The organism is Streptomyces sp. 11x1 (genome assembly GCF_032598905.1).
Classification (GTDB): domain Bacteria; phylum Actinomycetota; class Actinomycetes; order Streptomycetales; family Streptomycetaceae; genus Streptomyces.
In genome coordinates this window covers 8,034,655-8,058,188 of record NZ_CP122458.1, presented here as the reverse complement: position 1 = coordinate 8,058,188, position 23,534 = coordinate 8,034,655, and the positions used below count along the sequence as shown (strand labels likewise).

Genomic DNA, 23,534 nt, shown 5'->3' with positions numbered 1-23,534 from the left:
AAATTCACCGCTCTCCGGACGAACGTGCCGAGACACGCCGTCGCATCGTGTTCCATCTCCCGGGCCCCGAAGGACCGCCGCCCCGTTTTCTACCAAAGCGAGGTTGCCGCATCGCAAGCGCCGCCCGCGCAGCGGGTTCGTCGCGCGCGAACGCGATCAGCAACCCGATGGCGAACATGGTCGGCAGCAGGGCGGATCCCCCGTAGGAGAACAGCGGGAGCGGGACTCCGGCGATCGGCAGCAGACCGAGCACCGCACCGATGTTGATCACCGCCTGAGCGGTGATCCAGGTGGTCACGCCTCCCGCGGCATACCTGACGAAGGGGTCCTCCGTGCGTCCGGCCACGCGGATACCCGCATAGCCTAGAGCCGCGAAGAGGGCGAGCACCGACAGCGTCCCCGCGAGGCCCAGTTCCTCACCGGTGACGGCGAAGATGAAGTCGGTGTGCGCTTCCGGGAGTTGGCCCCATTTTTCCACACTGGCACCGAGCCCGGAGCCGAAGATTCCGCCCGAGGCCAGGGCGTAGATGCCGTGCACGGCCTGCCAGCAGTCGGCGCCGGTCCGGGGCTCGGTGGCTCCGATGCAGGCCAGGCGGCCCATCCGGTTCTCGCTGGTGGTGATCAGGACGAACCCGAGGAGTCCGGCGACCGACAGCACGCCCGCGAAGAGCCGGGTCGGGGCGCCCGCGAGCCACAGCAGGCCGAACAGGATCGCCGTGAGAATGATCGCGGTGCCCATGTCACCCCCGAGCATGATCAGCCCGAGGAGCAGGAACGCGACCGGAACGAGCGGCACCAGCATGTGCTTCCACTGCGTGAGCAGCCGCTTGTCCTCCTTGCGGGCCAGCAGGTCGGCACCCCACAGCACGAGCGCCAGCTTGCCGAACTCGCTGGGCTGGATCTGGAAGGAGCCGCCGACGGCGATCCAGTTCTGGTTGCCGTTGACCGACTGCCCTATCCCGGGCACTTGAACCAGGGCCATCAGGAACACACAGCCGGCCAGGATCGGATACGCCAGCGCACGGTGCAGCTTGACCGGCATCCGCGAGGCCACGAGCAGCAGCAGGGCGCCGATCGAGGCCGAGAGGAACTGCTTGCGGAAGAAGAAGGTCCCGGGCAGCGACTTCTGCAGGGCGGTGATCTGCGAGGCCGAGTAGACCATCACCAGCCCCAGCACGGTGATCAGCAGACTGCCGCCGAGGATCAGGTAGTACGCGGTCAGCGGCCGGTCCCAGGCCTTGCGGGCCCGGGTGTGCAGCCGCCGCAGGGGGTTCTCGCGCGGCGGCCGGGGGACGGGGGGCCGCCGGGTGACACGCTGGAGGGGCGCACGGCTCGTACGGCTACTCGGCATCGGGGGCGCCCTCGCCGCCGACCGACCAGTTCCGTGTCACGCGTCCCTCCCAGTCTCACCCGGCGCCGCCAGGCGAAGCCGGGCCGGGTCAGCCGTCCGTGGAGGCCAGTTCGCGCACAGCCTCCGCGAACGCGTCCCCACGCCTGTTGTAGTTGACGAACATGTCCATCGACGCACAGGCCGGCGCCAGCAGCACCGTGTCGCCCGTCCGTGCCAGCGTCCGCGCCTCGCGGACGGCGGCGAGCATCGCCCCAGTGTCGGTCCGGTCGAGGTCGACGACCGGCACTTGGGGCGCGTGTCGCGCGAGCGCTTCCCGGATCAGCGCGCGATCCGCGCCGATCAGCACGACGCCCCGCAGCCGCCCGGCGGCACCGGCGACGAGTTCGTCGAAGGTGGCTCCCTTGGCGAGTCCGCCGGCGATCCACACGATCGACTCGTACGCCGCCAACGAGGCCCCCGCCGCGTGCGTGTTGGTGGCCTTGGAGTCGTCGACGTACGCCACACCGTCCACGTCGGCGACGTGCGCGATGCGGTGGGCGTCCGGGGTGAAGGCCCGCAGACCGTCGCGTACGGCCGCGGCGGGCACCCCGTAGGCGCGGGCGAGGGCGGCGGCCGCGAGGGCGTTGGCGATGTTGTGCGGGGCCGGCGGGTCCACATCCGAGAGCTCGGCGAGTTCCTGGGCGTTCTTCTGCCGGTTCTCGACGAAGGCGCGGTCGACCAGGATGCCGTCCACCACACCGAGTTGGGAGGGGCCGGGCGTGCCGAGCGTGAAGCCGACGGCCCGGCAGCCCTCCTCGACGTCCGCCTCACGCACCAGATCCTCGGTGGCCTTGTCGGCGACGTTGTAGACGCAGGCGATCCGGTTGCCCTCGTAGACGCGGCCCTTGTCGGCGGCGTACGCCTCCATGGAGCCGTGCCAGTCGAGGTGGTCGGGTGCGAGGTTGAGGACGGCGGCGGAGTGGGCGCGCAGCGAGGGCGCCCAGTGCAACTGGTAGCTGGAGAGCTCGACGGCCAGGACGTCGTACTCCTCGTCACCGAGGACCGCGTCCAGCAGCGAGACCCCGATGTTGCCGACGGCGGCCGTGCGCAGGCCCGCGGCCGTCAGGATCGAGGCGAGCATCTGGACGGTGGTGGTCTTGCCGTTGGTGCCCGTGACAGCCAGCCAGGGGGCGGCGTCGGGGCCCCGCAGCCGCCAGGCGAGTTCGACGTCGCCCCAGATCTCCAGGCCGGCCGCGCGGGCGGCCGTGAAGAGCGGCTTGTCCGGCTTCCAGCCCGGGGCGGTGACGACGAGTTCGGTGCCCTGCGGCAGGGTCGCGCCGTCGCCGAGGCGCACGGTGATGCCGAGCGCCTCCAGTTCGGCGGCCTGGGCGCGGGCGCGTTCGTCGTCGCCGTCGTTGACGACCGTGACCACCGCGCCGAGGCCGTGCAGGACCTTGGCCGCCGGGATGCCCGAGACGCCCAGCCCGGCGACGGTGACGTGCTTGCCCTGCCACTCGGTCACTTGTCCGCTGCCCATCCCGCGTAGAAGAGGCCCAGTCCGACGATCACACAGATGCCCTGGATGATCCAGAAGCGGACCACGACCAGGACCTCGGACCAGCCCTTGAGCTCGAAGTGGTGCTGGAGCGGGGCCATCCGGAAGACCCGCTTGCCGGTCAGCTTGAACGAACCGACCTGGATGACGACCGACATGGTGATGAGGACGAACAGCCCGCCGAGGAGCGCGAGGAGCAGCTCGGTGCGGGAGCAGATCGCGAGACCGGCGAGCGCGCCGCCGAGGGCCAGCGAACCCGTGTCGCCCATGAAGATCTTGGCCGGCGAGGTGTTCCACCACAGGAAGCCGAGGCAGGCGCCCATCAGCGCCGAGGCCACGATCGCCAGGTCGAGCGGATCCCGTACCTCGTAGCAGGCGGTCGGGTTGGTCAGCGTCTCCGTGTTGGCGCAGGACTCCTGGAACTGCCAGACGCCGATGAACGTGTACGCGCCGAAGACGAGCACCGAGGCACCGGTGGCGAGGCCGTCCAGACCGTCGGTGAGGTTCACGCCGTTCGACATGGCGAGGATCATGAACAGCGCCCAGATCACGAACAGCACCGGGCCGATGGACCAGCCGAAGTCCTGCACGAACGAGAGCTTGGTGGAGGCCGGCGTCTGGTCGCGGGCGTCCGGGAACTGCAGCGCGAGGACCGCGAAGGCGATACCGACGATCAGCTGGCCGGCCATCTTCGCCTTGGCCCGCAGACCGAGCGAACGGCGCTTGACGATCTTGATGTAGTCGTCGAGGAAGCCGACGAGGCCCATGCCCGCCATCAGGCCGAGCACCAGCAGACCGGAGAAGGTCGGCGGCTGGCCAGAGATCACCTTGGCCAGGAAGTACGCGACGATCGTCGCCAGGATGAAGGCGATACCACCCATGGTCGGCGTACCGCGCTTGCTGGCGTGCTCGCGCGGGCCGTCGTCCCGGATGTACTGGCCGTAGCCCTTGCGGGCCAGCAGCTTGATCAGCAACGGGGTACCGACCAGGGTCAGGAAGAGACCGATGACTCCTGCGAACAGGATCTGATTCATCATCGCGCGGCAACCTCACCCTCGTTGCCGCTGTCGAGCAGCGCCTGCGCCACGCTCTCGAGCCCGACCGACCGGGACGCCTTCACGAGTACGACGTCCCCCGGGCGCAACTGACTGCGCAACAGGTCGACCGCCGCCTGTGCGTCGGACACGTGCACCGACTCCTCACCCCACGAACCCTCGTTGTATGCGCCCAGTTGCAGCCAGGACGCTTCCCTGCCCCCGACCGCGACGAGCTTGCCGACATTGAGCCGGACGGCGAGCCGTCCGACCGCGTCGTGCTCGGCGAGCGATTCGTCCCCGAGCTCGGCCATCTTGCCGAGCACCGCCCAGGTCCGCCGCCCCTTGCCCATGGCTGCGAGCGCGCGCAGAGCGGCCCGCATGGACTCGGGGTTCGCGTTGTAGGCGTCGTTGACGACCGTCACGCCGTCCGGGCGCTCGGTGACCTCCATGCGCCAGCGGGAGAGGGAGCCCGCCTCGGAGAGCGCGGTGGCGATCTCACTTGCGGACATGCCCAGCTCATGGGCGACGGCGGCCGCGGCGAGCGCGTTCGACACGTGGTGCTCACCGTACAGGCGCATGGTCACATCACTTGCACCGGAGGGTGTGTGAAGCCTGAACGAGGGCTGTCCGGCCTCGGTGAGCGTCACGTTCTCGGCGCGTACGTCCGCTTCGCCGGACTCTCCGAAGAGGATCACCCGGGCCTTCGTACGGGAGGCCATGGCGCGTACCAGGGGGTCGTCGGCGTTGAGGATCGCGGCGCCGCCGTCCTCGACGGGGGGCAGGGCCTCCACCAGCTCGCCCTTGGCCTGGGCGATCTGTTCGCGGCCGCCGAACTCGCCGATGTGGGCGGTGCCGACGTTGAGCACGAGACCGATTCTCGGCGGGGTCAGCTCGGTGAGGTACCGGATGTGGCCGATGCCGCGGGCGCCCATCTCCAGGACGAGGAAACGGGTCTCCTCCGTGGCGCTGAGGGCGGTGAGGGGCAGCCCGATCTCGTTGTTGAGGGAGCCGGGCGTGAACACCGTCGGCGCCTTGCGCCGGAGCACCTGGGCGATCAGGTCCTTGGTGCTGGTCTTGCCGGCGGAGCCGGTGAGGGCCACCAGGGTCGTGCCGAGCCGGCGCACGACGTGGCGGGCGAGGGCGCCGAGCGCCGCCTGCACATCGGGGACCACGATCGCGGGCACGCCGACGGGGCGGGACGCCAGCACCGCTGCCGCGCCCGCCTCGACGACCGCGGCCGCGAAGTCGTGTCCGTCCACGCGCTCGCCCGCGAAGGCGACGAAGAGGCTGCCCGGTTCCACCTCACGGGAGTCCCGGACGACCGGTCCGGTGACCAGCGCCGACGGATCCGGTATGTCGTGCGTCTGCCCGCCGACGACTTCTGCGATCTCGGCGAGAGAGAGGGCGATCACAAGTTCATCCCTGGGTCTGCTGGATAGCTTCGCGGAGCACCTGGCGGTCGTCGAAGGGACGGACCACGCCGGCGATGTCCTGGCCCTGCTCATGGCCCTTGCCCGCGACGAGCACGGTGTCGCCCGGCCGTGCGCGGGCCACGGCCGCGGCGATCGCGGCGGCCCGGTCCTCGAAGAGGAGGACCTCGCCGCGCTCGTGGGCCGGCACGGACGCCGCGCCTTCGAGCATGGTCGCGAGGATCGCGAGGGGGTCCTCGGAGCGAGGGTTGTCGGAGGTCAGTACGGCGGTGTCGGAGAGCCGGGCCATGGCGGCGCCCATCGGTCCGCGCTTGGTGGTGTCCCGGTCGCCGCCGCAGCCGAGCACGACGTGCAGCCTGCCCTCGGTGACCTTGCGCAGCGCTTTGAGGACCGACTCGACGGCGTCCGTCTTGTGGGCGTAGTCGACGACCGCGAGGTACGGCTGCCCGGCGTCCACCCGCTCCAGCCGGCCCGGCACACCCGGTACGGCCGCGATGCCGTCGGCGGCGGTCTGCGGGTCGATCCCGGCGACGGCCAGCGTGGCGACGGCGGCCAGGGTGTTGGCGACGTTGAAGGTGCCCGGCAGCGGCGACCTGGCGACAATCCGCTCACCCTTGGGTCCGACCGCGGTGAACGTCGAGTCCAGCGGGCCGACCCGGACGTCCTCGGCGCGCCAGTCGGCGTCGGGGTGGCCCTCGGCGGAGAAGGTGACGACCGGGACGGTGGCCTCGTCGACGAGCCGGCGGCCGTACTCGTCGTCGAGGTTGACGACGCCGAGCCTGCTGCGCTCCGGGGTGAAGAGCTGCGCCTTGGCCTGGAAGTAGTCCTCCATGCCGGAGTGGAACTCCATGTGCTCCGGGCTGAGGTTGTTGAAGACGGCGACGTCGAAGACGCAGCCGTCGACCCGGCCGAGGACCAAGGCGTGGCTGGAGACCTCCATGACGACCGAGTCCACACCGCGTTCGCGCATGACGGCGAACAGGGCCTGGAGGTCGGTGGCCTCGGGGGTGGTCCGCTCGGACTTGATGCGCTCGTCGCCGATGCGCATCTCGACGGTGCCGATGAGTCCGGTGGAGCGGACGGTCCGCAGGCCGCCCTCCACGAGGTAGGCGGTGGTGGTCTTGCCCGAGGTGCCGGTGATGCCGATCTGCAGCAGGTCGCCGCCCGGCCGGCCGTAGATGGTGGCCGCCAGCTCGCCCATCCGCGCGCGCGGGTTGTCGACGACGAGGGCCGGCAGCCCGGCCGCGGCGGCGCGCTCGGCGCCGCCGGGGTCGGTGAGGACGGCGACGGCACCGAGGCCGACGGCCTGGTCCACGAAGTCGGCTCCGTGCAGACGGGCACCGGGCAGGGCGGCGTACAGGTCGCCGGGGCGGACGGCGCGCGAGTCGTGGGTGATGCCCGTGACCTGGGTGGCGTCCGCGCTCGCCGGCTGCTCGGCACCCAGCTGGCCGGCGAGTTCCGCGAGGGGTGTGGCGGAGACGTGGGCCGGCCTGGGCGGTCCCGGATATGTCACGGGAACGTCCTTCTGGGTGGTTTGGGACTGATCAGCGTGTGGCACGGCGGTGAGCGTACCGGGCGCACCCCCGCGGGAGCCAAAGGGCAGCCCGCGCGAAGCGCGGTCCGGCAAGGGCGGTGGTGGGTGACGGGTGGGAGAGGGTTTGTGCGAGCGGGGCTCGGGGGCGTGGTTCCCGGGGTCGGGAGTGATCATGGTCACGAGTCGGTTCCTGGCTGTTGCGCTGATCGGCGGGCGGATCGGGGTGGGACGGGGCGGGTCAGGGGGCGAAGGTGACGGGCAGGTTCGCGGGCTTGGCCCCGGTGGGCGGCACCTGGAGGGTCTTCAGGGCGAACTCCATGACTTCCTTGTAGATGGGGCCGCAGATCTGGCCGCCGAAGTAGTTGCCCTTGGTGGCGTTCTGGATCGCGCAGTAGACGGTGATCCGTGGCTTGTCGGCGGGCGCGAACCCGGCGAACGACGAGGTGTAGCCCCGGTATCTGCCGGTGGCGGGATCCACACGGTTGGCCGTACCCGTCTTGCCCGCGACCCGGTAGCCGGGGATGCGGGCCTTGGTGCCCGTGCCCTCCTCGTCGTCCACGACGGACTCCAGCATCCGGGCGAGGGTCTTCGCCGTCTTCTCGCTCACGACCCTGGTCTTCCCGGGCTTCGGGGCGGGGGTGAAGCGGCCGTCGGGCCCCTTGGTGCCCCGCACGAGGGTCGGTTCGACGCGTACGCCGCCGTTGGCGATGGTCGAGTAGACGGAGGTCGCCTGCATGGCGTTCATCGACACGCCCTGGCCGAAAGGGATCGTGTACTGCTGCGAGGTCGACCAGTCGCCGGGTGCGGCGAGGATGCCCTTGGTCTCGCCGGGGAAGCCCAGGCCGGTGTACTCGCCGAGGCCGAACTTGCGCAGGTAGTTGTAGAGGATCTTGTTGGACTCCTGCTGGTTGCGGCCGAGTTCGCCGGTGGCGAGGATCGTGCCGATGTTGCTCGACTTGGCGAGGACGCCGTTGAGCGTCAGGTACCAGGTCGGGTGGTCGATGTCGTCCTTGAAGAGCCGGTCGCCCCGGTGCAGCCGGTTGGGCACGGTGACATGGGTGCCCGGGGTGGCGACGTTCTCCTCCAGCACGGCGGCCATCGACATGACCTTGGCGGTGGAGCCGGGTTCGTAGGCGTCCTGGAGGGCCGCGTTGCCGAGCGCGTCCGGGTTCGCCTTGGTGAGGTCGTTGGGGTCGAAGCCGGGCGAGTTGGCCATGGCGAGGATCTCGCCGGTGCGGGTGTCCTGCACCATCACGTAACCGCGGTCCGCCTTGGACTTCTTCACCTGCTCGGTGATGGCGTTCTGCGCGGCCCACTGGATGTCGCGGTCGATGGTCAGCTCGACGTCGGAGCCGGCGACCGCGGGCGTCTCGGTGGAGCCCGCGGTGGGCACGAGACGGCCGCCCGACTGGGCGTAGCGGATCTTGCCGTCCTTGCCCGAGAGACGGTCGTTCCACTGCTGCTCGATGCCGCCGCCGCCCTTGCCCTCGGCGTTGACCCAGCCCAGTATCCCGGCGGCGAGGTCACCGTTGGGGTACACGCGCTTGCTGCTGGGCTCCTGGAAGACGCCGGCCAGGACGTTGACCGTGTCCTTCTCGTCCGCGGCCCGCTTGACGAGCGCGGTCTTCAGGTCGCTGATCTGGTTCCACACCTGGGGGGTCTGGCGGCGGGCGAGCAGCACATAGCGCGTGTTCTTGGTGCGGAGCTTCTCGGTGAGCGTCTCCTGGTCCGCGCCGAGGATCGGCTCGAGGAGCGCTGCCGCCTGCTCGGGGCCGTCGTCGACCTTCAGCTCTTCGCGCGTGAACATCGTCGGGTCGGCGGTGATGTCGTTGGCGTCGGTGCTCATCGCCAGGGCGACGCCGTTGCGGTCGGTGATACCACCGCGCTCGGCGGCCAGCACCCTGCCGACGTAACGGTTCTGGTCGGCCTTGGCGGCGTACTCGCTCGCGTCGACGGCCTGCACCTGGAGCAGCCGTACGACGAAGGCGATCATCACCAGGGTCAGCGCGAGGCTCACCATGCGCAGCCGGGGGCGGGGGCTGCCCAGCCGGATGGTGCGCCCGGGCGGCTGCCGGGGCGCGGCCGGACGGCGCTGTGCGGCGGGGCGGGCGCCAGGTCCCGGTCGGCGCTGCTGGCCGCCGGGTCGTGCGGGCCGGGCTGGTCCGGGTACGCGGCGGCGGGGGGGCTGCCTGCCTGAATCGGCCACTTCCGTCACCTGCCGGGGGTCGTCGGGAGCTGGGTGGGCTGTGCGGGCGGTGTGGTGGGGGTCGCGGCGGGGGCGGCCGGGGGCTGCGGCGTCCGCGCGTGCGACTGCGGCTCGGGCCCGGTCGGCGTCGGCGTGGGGGGCGGTGTCGGGGAGCCGGAGGACGTCGGGCTCCCGGGGTGTGTCGGGCTCCCGGAGGGCGTGGGGCTCGCGGGCGGGCCGGGGTCGAGGATCTCGGGTGCGAGGACGAGCGGCATCCGGGCCGCGGTCTGCTGGGCGGCGCTCGGGACGCCCTTGACCGTGCCGTCGGGGTCGAGGAAGGCCGGGTCGCCGCCGGGGACCATGCCCAGCTCACGGGCGCGGCGTTGGAGGGCGTCGGGCGCGGAATAGGCGTCCACGTCCCGTTGGAGCGCCTGTTCCTCGTCGGTGTAGCTCTTCACGTCGTCCTGGAGGTCATCGAGCTTGAACGACCCTTCGCTGAGCGCGGAGTTCAGCACGAGGAGGCCGATGAGGCCGCCGCCCAGGAGAAGGACGACCAGGAGGACGAAGGGGGTGCGGGCGGCGCCCTTGGGCCGCGTGGGCAGGAGCCGCGCGAGACGGGCCGCCCGGCCCCTCAGTTCGGGTTTCCTGCTCACGCGCCCTCCCTGTGGGGTCGGGTGCCGGACTCGCCCGGCGTCCCCGCGAGTTCGTTTGTCGGACTCACTCACCGTCCCCTTCACACCGTGTGCGGTCGCCTCGTCCGCCTCGTGCGTCGCACGCGGCCGATGCGCGTCACGCGTCTCATGCGACGTCCTCCCGCACGCGTTCCGCCCCGCGCAGACGCGCGGGGGCGGCGCGCCGGTTCTCGGCGACCTCTTCCTCGGTGGGAAGTTCGGCACCACGGGTGAGGAGCTTGAGCCTCGGCTGATAGCGCTCGGGGACGACGGGCAGTCCGGGCGGGGCGGTGGTGGCGGCTCCGGCCGCGAGGACCTGCTTCACCAGCCGGTCCTCCAGCGAGTGGTACGACAGCACGGCGATCCGGCCGCCGACCGCGAGGGCCTTCACCGCGGCGGGGATCGCCCGTTCCAGGACGGTGAGTTCGCCGTTGACCTCGATGCGCAGGGCCTGGAAGGTGCGCTTGGCGGGGTTGCCGCCGGTGCGCTTGGCGGCCTGCGGCAGGGAGTCGCGGATCAGCTCGACGAGTCGGGCGCTGTTGGCGAACGGCTCCTTGTCGCGCTCGCGCACGATCGCGGACACGATCCGCTTGGCCTGCTTCTCCTCGCCGTACGCCCGGAGGATCCGGACGAGTTCGCCCGCCGGGTAGGTGTTGAGGACCTCGGCGGCGCTGATGCCCGTCGTCTGGTCCATGCGCATGTCGAGGGGCGCGTCCTGGGCGTACGCGAAGCCCCGGTCCGCCTCGTCGAGTTGCATGGAGGAGACGCCCAGGTCGAACAGGACGCCCTGGACGCGCGGGAGGCCCAGGCGGTCGAGCACGTCGGGGAGTTCGTCGTAGACGGCGTGCACGAGGGTGGCGCGGTCGCCGAAGGGGGCGAGGCGCTCGCCGGAGAGGCGCAGGGCCTCCTTGTCCCGGTCGAGGGCGACGAGGCGGGCCTCGGGGAACCGGGTCAGGAGCGCTTCGCTGTGGCCGCCGAGGCCGAGCGTGCAGTCGACCACCACCGCGCCGGGCGCCGTGAGGGCCGGGGCCAGCATGTCCAGACACCGCTGGAGCATGACGGGGACGTGGCGGCTGTTGCTCAAGGGGCCCTCTCAGGTCCGGCGCGAGCCGCACGTACGCGCCGCGCACGCGGGGAGACGCCGGGCTCTCGCCGGTTCTCCTTGGGTTTCGGTCCAGCGGGGGACGTGGGGCCCGTCGTCACCTTGCCGTCCGGCCCCGCCTCCCGCTCGGCGTCACTTTAGTCCACGGCCCCACGCGGTCAATCAACCGGCCTGCGCGTCGCGGCGCCGGTCCGGACGAAGCCGCGAGTCCGACCAAATCACCCGTACAGCCGTGATCCCGCCACTCCTGTGGGTTACCTCACAACAAGGCTCAATGACGTTCTTTGTCCTCTCTCACAGAGCGCCCTCGGCGGCCGTGACCAGTACCGTCTTCGCTATGACGACCTCCGCAGCAGTTCCCACCGGCCCCGAAGGCGCCATAACCGACGGCACCGTCACCGACCGCCTCGTCGAGGCGAACCAGCGCTACGCCGCCGCATTCACCGACCCCGGGATGGACGCCCGCCCCGTCCTGCGTGTCGCGGTCGTGGCGTGCATGGACGCCCGCCTCGACCTGCACGACGCGCTCGGCCTGGAGCTGGGCGACTGTCACACCATCCGCAACGCGGGCGGTGTGGTCACCGACGACGTGATCCGCTCCCTCACCATCAGTCAGCGCAAGCTCGGCACCCGCAGCATCGTCCTCATCCACCACACCGGCTGCGGCCTGGAGTCCCTCACCGAGGACTTCCGCACCGAACTGGAGGCCGAGGTCGGCCAGCGCCCGGCGTGGGCGGTGGAGTCCTTCCGGGACGTCGACCAGGACGTACGGCAGTCCATGCAGCGGATCCGCACCAACCCGTTCCTGCTGCACTCCGACGACGTGCGCGGCTTCGTCTTCGACGTGAAGACCGGCCTGCTCCGGGAGATCGACGCGGCCTGAGCCCCGTCGAAACCGTAGGGTCGGAACCGCCCTCCTGCCGCCCGAGGGCGGTTCCGCGCAGCCCCGCTTTGCTGTCAATCTGCCGGCATCTCGCCCGGCAGAACGCCGCAAACCTGACATATCACGGACGGTTATCCACAGGCGAGTGACACGGATTGGTAACGGCAGCAAGAATGCGGGTGTGGCGTCACGCTGAGCAGTTCACGCGTGGTGTCCGTGTTTCGGGGTGGGCCGGTCCGCATCGCAGAGCGACGGCCCGGAGAAAGAACGGGCCGAGGAGGGCCGGGTGACGACCTATGACGATCGAGCGAGCCTCACTGATCTGACCAGCACTGTGGAGCGAGTCCGCAGTTCTGTCGAACAAGTGATCGAGGGCAAGCCTGAGGTCGTACGGCTTTCGCTGACAGTGCTGCTCGCCGAGGGACATCTTCTGATCGAAGACGTACCCGGCGTCGGCAAGACCATGCTGGCCAAGGCACTGGCGCGGTCCATCGACTGCTCGGTGCGGCGTATCCAGTTCACACCGGACCTGCTGCCGTCGGACATCACGGGTGTGTCCATCTGGGACCAGCAGCGCAAGGAGTTCGAGTTCAAGCCGGGCGCGATCTTCTCGCAGATCGTGATCGGCGACGAGATCAACCGCGCCTCGCCGAAGACGCAGTCCGCGCTCCTGGAGTCCCTGGAGGAGCGCCAGGTCACGATCGACGGCACCACATACGAGCTGCCGAGCCCCTTCATGGTGGTGGCCACGCAGAACCCGGTGGAGATGGAGGGCACCTACCCGCTGCCGGAGGCCCAGCGCGACCGCTTCATGGCCCGCGTCTCCGTCGGCTACCCGAGCCCGGAGGCCGAGCTGCAGATGCTCGACATCCACGGCGGGGTCTCGCCGCTGGAGGACATGCAGCCGGTGGCGCACGCGCACGAGATCGTGAAGCTGATCGAGGCGGTCCGGGGCGTGCACGTCGCGGAAACGGTGCGGCGGTACGCGGTGGATCTGGTCGGCGCCACCCGCACCCATCCGGACCTCAGACTCGGCGCCTCGCCGCGCGCCACGCTGCATCTGCTGCGTGCGGCGAGGGCGACCGCCGCCCTCAGCGGCCGGGAGTACGCCCTGCCGGACGACATCCAGTCGCTGGCCGTGTCCATCCTCGCCCACCGGCTGCTGCCCACCGCCCAGGCGCAGCTCAACCGGCGTACGCCGGAGCAGGTGGTCCAGGAGATCCTGCAGCGCACCCCCGTGCCGCAGGCCCCCCAGGCGCAGAGCGGGTACGGCTCGGTCCACGCCACGCCCGCGTACCCGCAGCAGCCGCCGCGGAGGCTTGGATGAGCACCGGAGGGCCGGCGCCCGCCCCGGAACAGGACAAGGGCGGGCTGCGCACGGCCCTCGCCGGCCTCACCACGCGCGGACGCTCCTTCCTGGCGGCCGGCGTGGCGGCCGCGGTCTGCGCCTACGTCCTCGGGCAGAGCGATCTGCTCCGGGTCGGCCTGCTGCTCGCCGTGCTGCCGCTGGTCTGCGCGACCGTGCTGTACCGCACCCGGTACCGGGTCGCGGGCAGCCGCCGCCTCTCCCCCGGACGCGTGCCCGCCGGCAGCGAGGCGCGTGTCCATCTGCGGATGGACAACGTCTCGCGGCTGCCCACCGGGCTGCTGATGCTCCAGGACCGGGTGCCGTACGTGCTCGGTCCGCGCCCCCGGTTCGTGCTGGACCGGGTGGAGGCAGGCGGGCGTCGCGAGGTGTCGTACCGGGTCCGCTCCGATCTGCGCGGCCGCTATCCGCTGGGCCCGCTGCAGCTGCGCCTGACCGACCCGTTCGGCATGTGCGAGCTGACCCGGTCCTTCTCGACGTACGACACGCTGACCGTCGTCCCGCGTGTGGAGGCCCTGCCGCCGGTACGGCTGAGCGGCGAGGCCAAGGGGTACGGCGACGGGCGGCAGCGCTCGCTGGCGCTGGCCGGCGAGGACGACGTGATCCCGCGCGGCTACCGGCACGGCGACGACCTGCGCCGGGTGCACTGGCGTTCGACCGCGCGCTACGGCGAGCTGATGGTGCGCCGCGAGGAACAGCCGCAGCGTGCCCGCTGCACGGTGCTGTTGGACACCCGGGCCGAGGCGTTCCTCGGCGCGGGCCCCGACTCCGCCTTCGAGTGGGCTGTCTCCGGCGCCGCCTCCATGCTGGTCCACATGCTCGAACGGGGCTTCTCCGTCAGGCTGTTGACGGACACCGGCAGCTCGGTGCCCGGCGAGGGCGCCGACGGGTTCGCGGGCGCCAGCCAGGAGTCGGCCGACGCGGCCGGACTGATGATGGACACCCTCGCGGTGATCGACCACTCCGCCGGCACGAGCCTGTCGCCCGCGTACGACGTGCTGCGCGGCGGGAACGAGGGGCTGCTGGTCGCCTTCCTCGGCGACCTCGACGACGAGCAGACGGCGGTGCTCGGCAAGATGCGCCGGCGCGGCGGTGGGGCGGTCGCCTTCCTGCTGGACAGCGAGGCGTGGACGACCGAACCGGGCGAGGTGCCCGGTGCCGGGAGCGCGAGCGAGGAGTCGCTGCGGCTGCTGCACGAGGCGGGCTGGACGGCGCTGACCGTGCCGCGCGGCGCCTCGCTGACGGACCTGTGGCGACAGGCGGACAGACAGCGCACCGGAGTGCTGTCCGGGAGCGGCACGGAGGGACGGTCATGAGCGGGCGGGCGAGACTGGCGCTGTGCGCCTGGGCCGCCACGATCATGGCGGCGTGCGCACTGCTGCCGCTGGTGGACCCGGCGACGTGGATCATCCAGGCGGCGCTCATGCTGGGCGTGCAGACCGGTGTGGGAGCGCTCACCCGGCGCGTCCCGCTGGCCCGGCCGCTGACCGTGGCCGCCCAGGCCCTGGTCACCCTGATGATGCTGACGCTGGTCTTCGCCCGGGAGCGGGCGGTGGCCGGGATCGTCCCCGGCCCCGAGGCCTTCCAGTACTTCGCGACGCTGCTGCAGAACGGCGGTGAGGACGTCGGGCGGTACGCCATCCCGGCGCCGCTGACCGACGGCATCCGCCTGATGATCATCGGCGGTGTGCTGGTGATAGGCCTGCTGGTGGACGCCCTCGCGGTGACGTTCCGCAGCGCCGCCCCCGCCGGCCTCCCCCTGCTCGCGCTGTACTCGGTCGCGGCGGGACTCTCCGACGGCGCCGCGTGGCTGTGGTTCGTGCTGGCCTCGGCCGGTTATCTGCTGCTGCTCCTGACCGAGAGCCGCGACCGGCTCTCGCAGTGGGGCAGGGTCTTCGGCGGCGCGCCCCAGGGCCCCCAGCGCCCGGAGTCCGCGGGCGGCCCCGTGGCGCCCGTGCGCACCGGGCGGCGCATCGGCGCGGTCGCGCTGGGCATCGCCCTGGTGGTGCCGCTCGGGCTGCCCTCCCTCGACGGGGGCCTCCTGGACGGCACGGGCGCCGGTCTCGGCGGGGGCTCCGGTGGCGGCGGCACGATCGCCGCGGTGAACCCGGTGGTGCAGCTGCGCGGCAGCCTGAACGTGGACGAGGACCGCCAGGTCCTGTCGTACCGCACCAACACCGACAACGTGCAGGAGATGTATCTGCGGATCGTCTCCCTGGACAACTTCAACGGGACCTCGTGGACCCCGACCGAGCGCTCCATCACCGGGGTCCCGGACGACTTCGGCACCCCGACCGGTCTCGCCTCCGACGTCAAGCGGACGTCGATCGAGACCCGGATCGTCGCGTCGGAGGACTACGAGCAGAACTGGCTGCCGATGCCGTACCCGGTGACCAGCGTGGACATCGACGGCGACTGGCGGTACGAGCCCGTGGGGCGCACCCTCGTCGGTGACCACGGCCAGGACACCAAGGGCGCCCAGTACAAGGTCGAGAGCCTGATCGTGGAGCCCACGGCGGAGCAGCTGGCCACGGCACCGGAGCCGCCGCCGTCGCTGCGGCGGGAGTACACCAAGGTGCCGGCCTCGCTGCCGCCGGTGGTGGCGCGGACGGCGCTGGAGGTCACCGAGGGCGCGAAGAACGACTACGAGCGCGCGGTGAAGCTCCAGGACTGGTTCGCCTTCAGCGGCGAGTTCACCTACGACACGGAGGTGCGGTCGGGCACGGGCGCTCGGGCGATAGCCCGGTTCCTGCAGGACAAGGAGGGCTTCTGCGTCCACTTCTCCTTCGCGATGGCGTCCATGGCCCGCACGCTGGGCATACCGGCCCGGGTGGCGGTGGGCTTCACCCCCGGCACCCCGCAGACGAACGGCACGATGTCGGTGGGTCTGCGCGACGCGCACGCCTGGCCCGAGCTGTACTTCGAGGGCGTGGGCTGGACCCGTTTCGAGCCCACTCCCAACCGGGGTTCGACGCCCGAGTACACGGTGCCCGAGGACACCGGCACCGGTGGGCTGCCCGAGGTGCCCCGTCCCTCGTCGTCGGCGTCCACGGCGCCCTCGGCCGAGCCGTCGGCGAGCGAGAGCTGCACGCCGCAGGAGGCGAAGCTGGGGGCCTGCGAGACCGAGTCGGCGGCGGCCGTACCGGGTTCGGACGACGAGGAGCGCTCGTTCTGGGGGCTGGTGTTCTTCTCACCCTGGACGCTGCTGATCCTCCCGGGAGCGCTTCTGTTGCTGGCGATCCCGCTGCTGCCGATGCTGTGGCGGCTGCGGGTCCGGTCCGTGCGGCTGGGCGCGCACCAGGGCGCGGTGCCGAAGGGGGCCCAGGAGCCCGCCGCCGCGCGGGAGGTGACCCACGAGGGCAGCGAGGCGCCGGGCTCCCCGGCTCCGCCGGACAGGGCCACCTCCTACGGCCGCACGGAGGCCGCGGCAGCTCATGCGCTGGCCGCCTGGCAGGAGGTGGCCGACACGGCGTGGGACTACGGGATCGCGCCCGACGAGTCGCAGACGCCCCGTAAGGCCGCCGCGCGGATCGTGCGGCTCGGGGAGCTGGAACCGGCCGCCGCCGAGGCGGTGCACCGGGTGGCGGCGGCGGTGGAGCAGGTCCTCTTCGCTCCGCGTCCGCAGGTTCCGGCGGGTCTCGCCCGGGACGCGCACCAGGTCGGGGCCGGTCTCAGGGCTCACGCGGGCCGCCGCGCCAGATTGCGGGCACTGCTGCTGCCGCGTTCGACCGTCCGGGTGGTGTGGGCCCTCGCGGCCCGCTGGGCGGACACCAGGGACGAGCTGCTGTCCCGGCTCCCCACGCCACGCCTGCCGTGGCGACGCCCCGCACCGAGTCGGAACGGATAGCGCCGACGCGTCACGGTCCTGTCCCCGCCGGGTTCGCCCGGCGGGGACAGGACCGTTCGTCCGTCCGGGGGTCGCGACAGCAAGGCGGCGGCCGGTGGTCGATCGCCGGTGGGCGTTCGCCGGCTTCCGGTGACCGGCCCGGCTGTGGCCGGTGTGCCCCCCCACATGCAGCCCCTGAGGGGCGTGCCCTGATGCGCGGGCGTTCGCGTGCGGGCATGCCCGAAGGGCGACCGCCGCTGGGGTGGTCACCCTTCGTCCGTGTTCAGCTGTGGCTGTCGGGTCGGCGTCCCGGCCGGCTCAGTGGCCGCCCTGCTCGTCACGACGGCGCTGCCAGCGCTGTTCGATTCGGTCCATCATGGAGCGGCGCTGTCGCGTCTGCCGACGCGCACCGGCGGAGCCTGAGGCATCGGCGGGCTGTTCACCCGGCTTGGGGGCCTTGCGCCAACCGGTGACGGCGAGCACGGCGCAGCCCAGCATGACGAGGAATCCCACCACGCTGACCCAGATCTGCTGTGCGACCATTCCGGCCATGAGGAGCGCGATACCCACCAGAAAGCCCGCGACCGCCTGGTAGACCCGCCGCCGGGTGTACGTACGCAGCCCGCTTCCCTCAAGCGCTGACGCGAACTTGGGATCTTCGGCGTACAGCGCTCGCTCCATCTGCTCGAGCATGCGCTGCTCGTGCTCTGAGAGCGGCACGGAGTCCTCCTCATCGTGCGGTCGCCGGGGCGACCCGGGGGGTCCTCTTCAGGATAGGCAGGGAATCGCCCCCTTGAAACCCGCCCCTCTACGCCAATTCGCCAACCGGAACCCGCCATGGCACCCCGACTCGCTGAGGTGTGAATTCCCCAGCGAACGGCCCGTCATGCCGGAACGGTCTCCCTCGATCATACGGCTCCGAGCGCCCGATCGGGGGGCCTGTGGCGTACTCCATCCGCCGCCGAGCCCCTGATCAGCGGGGCAGGCTCGTCCGCCGCGGGAGATGGCTCAGGACTCGGCGGCCCCTCGCGTCTCACCCAGCACATGAAGTTGGGTGGCCACGGAGTGGAAGGCGGGCAGCTCGGCGGCCGCCGCCTCCAGCTGGAGCAGGGCGTCCAGGGCGCCGGGCTCGGTGTCGACGAGCACCCCGGGGACGAGATCGGCGAAGACCCGGACGCCGTGCACGGCGGCGACCCGGAGGCCCGCGCCCTCGACGAGCCCGGTGAGCTGTTCGGCGGTGAAGCGGTGGGGAACCGGATCACCCTCGCCCCAGCGTCCGTTCGGGTCGGCGAGCGCCTGCCGCGCCTCCTTGAAGTGCCCGGCGAGGGCGCGGGCGAGGACGGCGCCGCCGAGGCCGGCGGCGAGCAGGCTGAGGACGCCCTCAGGGCGCAGCGCGGCCACCGCGTTTCCGATGCCCTCGGCGGGGTCGTCCACGTACTCCAGGACGCCGTGGCAGAGCACGGCGTCGTACCCGCCGCGCTCGACGACGTCGAAGAGGCCGTGGGCGTCGCCCTGGACGCCCCGGACACGGTCGGCGACGCCGGCCTCGGCGGCCCTGCGCTCCAGCGCGAACAGCGCGTTCGGGCTGGGGTCGACGACGGTGACCCGGTGGCCCAGGCGGGCGGCGGGCACCGCGAACCTGCCGCTGCCGCCCCCGGTGTCCAGTACGTCGAGCGACTCACGCCCCGTCGCCTTCACCCGGCGGTCGAGGGCGTCCTGGAGGACCTCCCAGACCACGGCGGTACGGAGAGAGGCGCGGGGTCGCATCGGGTCCGACACGGCAGTTGACTCCTCGGCACGGCACCGCCCGGTGTGCGGCGGAGCGATGGGCTTGCGTCTCCGTCGGGCCGGTGGCCGTGACGGAGGGTGCTGGTGACCCCAACCCTAATGGGCGGCGCCGGGACGGTCGCTCAGCCCGCGTCCGGGACCTCCGGGCCGCTGTCCTGCCGGGGTTGGGGCAGCACCGGCTGGAGCACCAGCATCCGCTCGACCAGGCGCAGGAACATCGCCACGTCGCGTATGAGGTCGTCGGCGTCGCGGGCGCTCGCCGCGCCCTGGATGCCCGCCTCCGCGCGGGCCCGGCGGGCGGCGCCGGAGGCGAACAGCGCGCTCCACTCGGAGAGTTCGGGCGCTATCTCGGGGAGCACTTCCCAGGCGCTCCGGATCTTGGCCCGGCGCTTCGGGGTGGGTTCGGGGCGACCCCGGGCGGCGAGCACCGCGGCGGCGGTGCGCAGGGCCGCGAGGTGGGCGGTGGCGTACCGCTCGTTGGGCGTGCGGAGTCCGGACGCCTCGTCGAGTCCGGAGCGGGCCTGGGCGAGCAGGTCGAGGGCGGCGGGCGGGGCCGTCGCCCGGCGCAGCACGGGGTGCACGTCGCTCGCCGGGCCGGTCAGTGAGGGGGCAGGGCCGGTGGCGCGGCGCCGGTTGGCGGCTGCTGCGTGGTAGCTGGCCATGACGAACCTCCTGTCGTCTGCGGACGGCACGCTCTGTCGCGAGGTGCCGTATGTGCCCATCGTGAGGTATGCCACTGACAATCCGTTCTGACCTGCGCTTTTGCTTCGTTCAAAGGTTCGGGGTAGTTTTTGCACTGACCAGTCAGTTCAAAGGCAGGGCAGAGGGGTTTCGGGGCATGACAGAGGCAGGGGAAGCGGGCCCCGGGCGGGGGGCGGCCCGCGGTGTCGCCGTCGGCGCGGAGGGGTTCGGGCTCGAGGGGCCGCGCGGCTGGGCCTTCCGGGGCGTCGGGTTCGACGCGGAGGCCGGCTCGCTGGTCGCGCTCGCGGGGCCGTCCGGGTCGGGGCGGACGTGTCTGCTGCTCGCGCTCACCGGCCGGATGAAGCCGAGCGAGGGCCGGGCCACGGTCGGCTCCCTGCACCTGCCGAAGCGCATGGCGGCCGTGCGCCGCGTCAGCGCCCTCGCCCACGTCCCCGGGGTGACGGACCTCGACCCGGCCCTGACCGTCGGAGAGCACCTGCGTGAACGGGCGCTGATGCAGCGGCGCTTCGACGGCACCCTGCGCGGGCTGCTGCGCTCCCGGGCCGATCGCGACGCCGAGCTGAAGGACCGGATCGAGGCCGCCACGACCGCCGCCGGGCTCGACCGCGAGGCGCTCCCCAAGGGCTCCCGGACGGCCGTGCGCGACCTCGACCGGATGGAGGCCCTGCGCCTGTCGGTCGCCCTCGCCCTCGTCGGCCGGCCCCGGCTGCTCGGCGTCGACGACACCGACCTGAAGCTCTCCGACGCCGAACGGACGCAGATGTGGGCCCTGTTGACGTCCCTCACCGAGTCCGGACTCACGGTCGTGACGGTGTGCAGCGAGGCCCCGAAGGGCGCGGTAGTGGTCTCGACGACGCCCGGGGAACCGAGGAGCGACGAGAGTCCCGGAGAAGAGCGCACCGACGACGAAGACTCCGAGGACGAGCAGGACGAGCGATCCGACAGCCGGAGCGGCGACCACCGGAACAGCGGTCGCGAGACCACCGACGGCAACACATCCGACGACACATCCGACGACGACGAGGAGACGGCCGATGCGCTCGCCGAGACTGGCCGCGCTTGAGCTCAGGCGGTTCGGCCGGGGGAAGCTGCCGCGCGCCGCGCTGGTCTCGCTCCTGCTGCTGCCGCTGCTGTACGGCGCCCTGTACCTGTGGTCCTTCTGGGACCCGTACGGCCGCCTGGACCGCATCCCCGTGGCGCTGGTCAACGACGACCGGGGCGCGTCGGTCGGCAAGCAGCGGCTGACCGCGGGCGACGACATCGCCAAGGGGCTGCGGGACAGCGACACCTTCGAGTGGCACCGGGTGAGCGCCTCCGAGGCCCGCTCGGGCGTCGAGGACGGCACGTACTACCTGTCGCTGACCATGCCGAAGGACTTCAGCGAGCGGATCGCGTCCAGTTCGGGGGACGTGCCGGAGACGGGCGCCCTCCAGGTGCGGACGAACGACGCGAACAACTACATCGTCGGCCAGATCTCCCGGACGGTGTTCTCGGAGGTGCGGACGGCGGCGTCGACGAAGGCCTCGCGGTCGTTCCTGGACCGGATCTTCATCTCGTTCTCGGACATCCACGGCAGGACCGAGGAGGCGGCGGACGGCGCCGACGACCTCAAGGGCGGTATCGACAAGGCGGAGCAGGGCTCCAAGGACCTCGCGGACGGGCTGCGGACGGCCAAGGAGGGCAGCGGCAAGCTGTCCGGCGGGCTGAAGGACCTGGACGAGGGCGCGGGCGATCTGGAGGACGGTGCCCAGCAGGTCGCGGACGGCACCGGGAAGCTCGCCGACAAGGTGGGCGCCGCGGCCGACCAGGTGCGGCCCTTCCTGAACGAGAACGGCGACACGATCGCCGACACCGCCACCCTGGTCGCCGACTCGGCGGCCACGATCCGGGGGCACCTCGACGCGTTCGTGAAGACGGCGCCGGCCGCCGCCACCGGCACCCGTACCGCCTCCGACACCCTGGACGACGTCCACGAGCGCCGCTGCGAGAAGGCCGTCGTGCCCGATGCGGCCTGTGCGGACCTGAAGAAGGCGAAGGACGCGGCGGCGGAGGCGGCCACGCTCGCGGAGGACGTCGACACCGTGGTGAAGAACTACGACGGTGACATGAAGGCCTTCGACAAGGACCTGCGGAACCTGGAGAAGCAGGCGCGCGCCCTCGCGAAGGCGGCGCCCACCCTCTCCACCGACCTCGACAACGCCGTCGCCAAGATCGACGCGCTCGACAAGGGCGCCGCGAAGGTCGCCAAGGGGGCGAAGACGTTGCACACCGGCCTCGGCACGGCCAGGACCGGCGCGGAGCACCTCGACACCGGCGTCGGCGATCTGAAGACGGGCGCGGTCGACCTCAAGGGCGGCATGTACAAGCTGGCCGACGGCTCCGGCAAGCTCGCGGGCGGTCTGCACGAGGGGGCCGAGCGGATCCCCGACTACGACGAGCGGGACCGCGACCAGCGCACCGAAGTGATGGCCGATCCCGTGCAGTTGGCCACCAGGGACCTGCACAAGGCGCCCAACTACGGCACCGGCTTCGCCCCGTACTTCATCCCGCTCTCCCTGTGGGTGGGCGCGATGGTGGCGTACATGCTGATCCAGCCGCTCAACCGGCGGGCCCTCGCGGCGGGTGCCTCGGCGTGGCGGATCGCGCTGGCGGGCTGGCTGCCGGTTGCGGCGCTGGGTGTGCTGCAGACGGTCGCGCTGATGGCGGTGCTGCACTGGGCGGTCGGCCTGCAGATGGCGCGGGCGGCCGGGACGGTGGGCTTCCTGTTCCTGGTGACGGCGTGCTTCGCGGCGATCGTGCAGTGGCTCAACGCGCGCTTCGGGGCTGCGGGCCGGATCCTCGTCCTCGCCTTCCTGATGCTCCAGTTGACGTCCGCGGGCGGTACTTATCCCGTGCAGACCAGCCCCGACTTCTTCAACGCGGTGCACCCCTTCCTGCCGATGAGCCATGTCGTGGACGCCCTCAGGCGGTTGATCACGGGCGGCGGTCTGGGCCCGGTGTGGCAGGCGTGCGCGGTGCTGGTGGCCTTCACCGTCGGCGCCCTCGCGCTGACCGCGCTGTCGGCCCGCCGCAAGCAGGTGTGGACCCTGGACCGGCTGCACCCGGAGTTGAGTCTGTGACACCGCACCGCAATGTTCCCCGGCACGGCATTGTTCCCGCGCACGGCACGGTTCCTGTGACAATCAGGGCCATGGAAAGCAGCAACGCCCCCGGCGGCGCAGGCGGGGGCCGCCGCGAGGCGACCCGGCAGAAACTCTACGAAGCGGCCGTCACCCTCATCGCGGAGCAGGGGTTCTCCGCCACCACGGTGGACGAGATCGCCGAGCGCGCCGGAGTCGCCAAGGGCACGGTCTACTACAACTTCGCGAGCAAGTCGGTCCTCTTCGAGGAACTGCTGCGGCACGGCGTGGAACTGCTCACCGCCTCCCTCCGCGAGGCGGCCGAGCGGACCGCGAAGGAAGGCGGCAGCAGGGTCGACGCCCTGGACGCGATGGTCCGGGCCGGGCTCGTCTTCATCGACCGCTACCCGTCCTTCACCCAGCTGTACGTGGCCGAGCTGTGGCGCACCAACCGGGCCTGGCAGTCCACGCTGATGGTGGTCCGACGGGAGGCGGTCGCCGTCGTCGAGGGGGTGCTCCGCGACGGCGTCGAGGGCGGCGAGCTGAGCGACGAGATCGACGTCGGCCTGACGGCGTCGGCCCTGGTCGGCATGGTCCTCGTGGCCGCGCTGGACTGGAAGGCCTTCCAGCCGGAGCGCTCCCTGGACGACGTCCACGCGGCGCTGTCCCGGCTGCTGCAGGGCCGCGTGAGCGGGAACGGCTGACCGGGCCGGAGCGAAAACGAGAGCGCCGGTCCGAACTGGCCGCGTCCCCCGCGGGCCACCTCGAACCGGCGCTTCCCTGTTCCCCCGTACTCCCCCGTGCCTCGCTCCCGCCGACTCGCGTCGACGGAAGGAGCGGTAAGAGCGCGAGAGCCGTTCCGCCGCCCCGTGTCGGCGGTACCGCGGCCGCGCCCCTTCCCGTGCCTCCACTCTCTCGTTCCCGCAGGTGGGAACCCATCCGTACGGGTACTCATCTCACCGGGTGAGTACGGGTACTCAGCCCTGCGCACTTCCCCCAGGCCCGC

General features: G+C 71.9%; 18 protein-coding genes. 7 read left to right on the top strand and 11 right to left on the bottom strand.

Annotated features, from left to right (window positions below; genetic code table 11):
* Positions 1 to 4: 4 nt before the first annotated feature.
* From ftsW to rsmH, 8 genes are all read right to left on the bottom strand, one after another.
* On the bottom strand, positions 5 to 1,351 hold the full coding sequence (ftsW, locus tag P8T65_RS35330; RefSeq protein ID WP_316729214.1) for a putative lipid II flippase FtsW: 1,347 nt from the start codon (positions 1,349 to 1,351) through the stop codon (positions 5 to 7).
* A gap of 88 nt (positions 1,352 to 1,439) precedes the next feature.
* On the bottom strand, positions 1,440 to 2,867 hold the full coding sequence (gene murD, locus P8T65_RS35325) for a UDP-N-acetylmuramoyl-L-alanine--D-glutamate ligase (protein ID WP_316729213.1): 1,428 nt from the start codon (positions 2,865 to 2,867) through the stop codon (positions 1,440 to 1,442).
* Positions 2,849 to 3,922, bottom strand: coding sequence for a phospho-N-acetylmuramoyl-pentapeptide-transferase (mraY, locus tag P8T65_RS35320; RefSeq protein ID WP_230212254.1), 1,074 nt, complete (start codon positions 3,920 to 3,922; stop codon positions 2,849 to 2,851). Before mraY ends, murD begins: the two co-directional genes overlap by 19 nt.
* Complete coding sequence (gene murF, locus P8T65_RS35315) at positions 3,919 to 5,334, bottom strand: UDP-N-acetylmuramoyl-tripeptide--D-alanyl-D-alanine ligase (RefSeq protein WP_316729212.1); 1,416 nt, start codon at positions 5,332 to 5,334, stop codon at positions 3,919 to 3,921. Before murF ends, mraY begins: the two co-directional genes overlap by 4 nt.
* Positions 5,335 to 5,338: 4 nt before the next feature.
* Complete coding sequence (locus tag P8T65_RS35310) at positions 5,339 to 7,066, bottom strand: UDP-N-acetylmuramoyl-L-alanyl-D-glutamate--2,6-diaminopimelate ligase (RefSeq protein WP_316729211.1); 1,728 nt, start codon at positions 7,064 to 7,066, stop codon at positions 5,339 to 5,341.
* 58 nt (positions 7,067 to 7,124) lie between these two features.
* Positions 7,125 to 8,906, bottom strand: coding sequence for a penicillin-binding protein 2 (locus P8T65_RS35305; RefSeq protein WP_316731828.1), 1,782 nt, complete (start codon positions 8,904 to 8,906; stop codon positions 7,125 to 7,127).
* 191 nt (positions 8,907 to 9,097) lie between these two features.
* Positions 9,098 to 9,724 (bottom strand): hypothetical protein, encoded by a 627-nt coding sequence (locus tag P8T65_RS35300; RefSeq protein WP_316729210.1) that lies wholly within the window; start codon positions 9,722 to 9,724, stop codon positions 9,098 to 9,100.
* Positions 9,725 to 9,869: 145 nt separating this feature from the next.
* Entirely contained in the window at positions 9,870 to 10,826 is a 957-nt protein-coding gene (rsmH, locus tag P8T65_RS35295) for a 16S rRNA (cytosine(1402)-N(4))-methyltransferase RsmH (protein WP_230212248.1), read from the bottom strand.
* A 355-nt stretch (positions 10,827 to 11,181) separates the two neighbouring features.
* On the opposite strand from rsmH, the gene P8T65_RS35290 reads away from it, so the two are divergent.
* From P8T65_RS35290 to P8T65_RS35275, 4 genes are all read left to right on the top strand, one after another.
* Entirely contained in the window at positions 11,182 to 11,727 is a 546-nt protein-coding gene (locus P8T65_RS35290) for a carbonic anhydrase (protein WP_316729209.1), read from the top strand.
* A gap of 286 nt (positions 11,728 to 12,013) precedes the next feature.
* Complete coding sequence (locus tag P8T65_RS35285; RefSeq protein WP_316729208.1) at positions 12,014 to 13,054, top strand: MoxR family ATPase; 1,041 nt, start codon at positions 12,014 to 12,016, stop codon at positions 13,052 to 13,054.
* Positions 13,051 to 14,409, top strand: a complete 1,359-nt coding sequence (locus P8T65_RS35280; protein WP_316729207.1) for a DUF58 domain-containing protein — start codon at positions 13,051 to 13,053, stop codon at positions 14,407 to 14,409. The genes P8T65_RS35285 and P8T65_RS35280 overlap by 4 nt, the downstream gene beginning before the upstream one ends.
* Positions 14,406 to 16,940 (top strand): DUF3488 and transglutaminase-like domain-containing protein, encoded by a 2,535-nt coding sequence (locus P8T65_RS35275; protein WP_316729206.1) that lies wholly within the window; start codon positions 14,406 to 14,408, stop codon positions 16,938 to 16,940. Before P8T65_RS35280 ends, P8T65_RS35275 begins: the two co-directional genes overlap by 4 nt.
* Before the next feature lie 297 nt (positions 16,941 to 17,237).
* Here the strand turns inward: P8T65_RS35275 and P8T65_RS35270 are convergent, their stop codons facing one another.
* The 3 genes from P8T65_RS35270 to P8T65_RS35260 form a co-directional block, all read right to left on the bottom strand.
* A complete protein-coding gene (locus tag P8T65_RS35270) occupies positions 17,238 to 17,639 on the bottom strand; it encodes a DUF3040 domain-containing protein (RefSeq protein ID WP_316729205.1) in 402 nt (133 codons plus the stop codon).
* Between the two features lie 288 nt (positions 17,640 to 17,927).
* Positions 17,928 to 18,698 (bottom strand): methyltransferase, encoded by a 771-nt coding sequence (locus tag P8T65_RS35265; RefSeq protein WP_230212236.1) that lies wholly within the window; start codon positions 18,696 to 18,698, stop codon positions 17,928 to 17,930.
* Between the two features lie 131 nt (positions 18,699 to 18,829).
* The gene (locus P8T65_RS35260; RefSeq protein WP_316729204.1) at positions 18,830 to 19,369 is read right to left on the bottom strand and encodes an SAV_6107 family HEPN domain-containing protein; all 540 of its coding nucleotides are present in this window, start codon (positions 19,367 to 19,369) and stop codon (positions 18,830 to 18,832) included.
* A gap of 176 nt (positions 19,370 to 19,545) precedes the next feature.
* Between P8T65_RS35260 and P8T65_RS35255 the strand changes: the two genes are divergently transcribed.
* The 3 genes from P8T65_RS35255 to P8T65_RS35245 all read left to right on the top strand — a co-directional run bounded on the left by P8T65_RS35255 (position 19,546) and on the right by P8T65_RS35245 (position 23,232).
* The gene (locus tag P8T65_RS35255) at positions 19,546 to 20,472 is read left to right on the top strand and encodes an ATP-binding cassette domain-containing protein (RefSeq protein ID WP_316729203.1); all 927 of its coding nucleotides are present in this window, start codon (positions 19,546 to 19,548) and stop codon (positions 20,470 to 20,472) included.
* A complete protein-coding gene (locus tag P8T65_RS35250) occupies positions 20,444 to 22,528 on the top strand; it encodes a YhgE/Pip domain-containing protein (protein WP_316729202.1) in 2,085 nt (694 codons plus the stop codon). Before P8T65_RS35255 ends, P8T65_RS35250 begins: the two co-directional genes overlap by 29 nt.
* A gap of 71 nt (positions 22,529 to 22,599) precedes the next feature.
* Positions 22,600 to 23,232, top strand: coding sequence for a TetR/AcrR family transcriptional regulator (locus P8T65_RS35245; protein WP_316729201.1), 633 nt, complete (start codon positions 22,600 to 22,602; stop codon positions 23,230 to 23,232).
* The last annotated feature ends 302 nt before the right edge of the window (positions 23,233 to 23,534 follow it).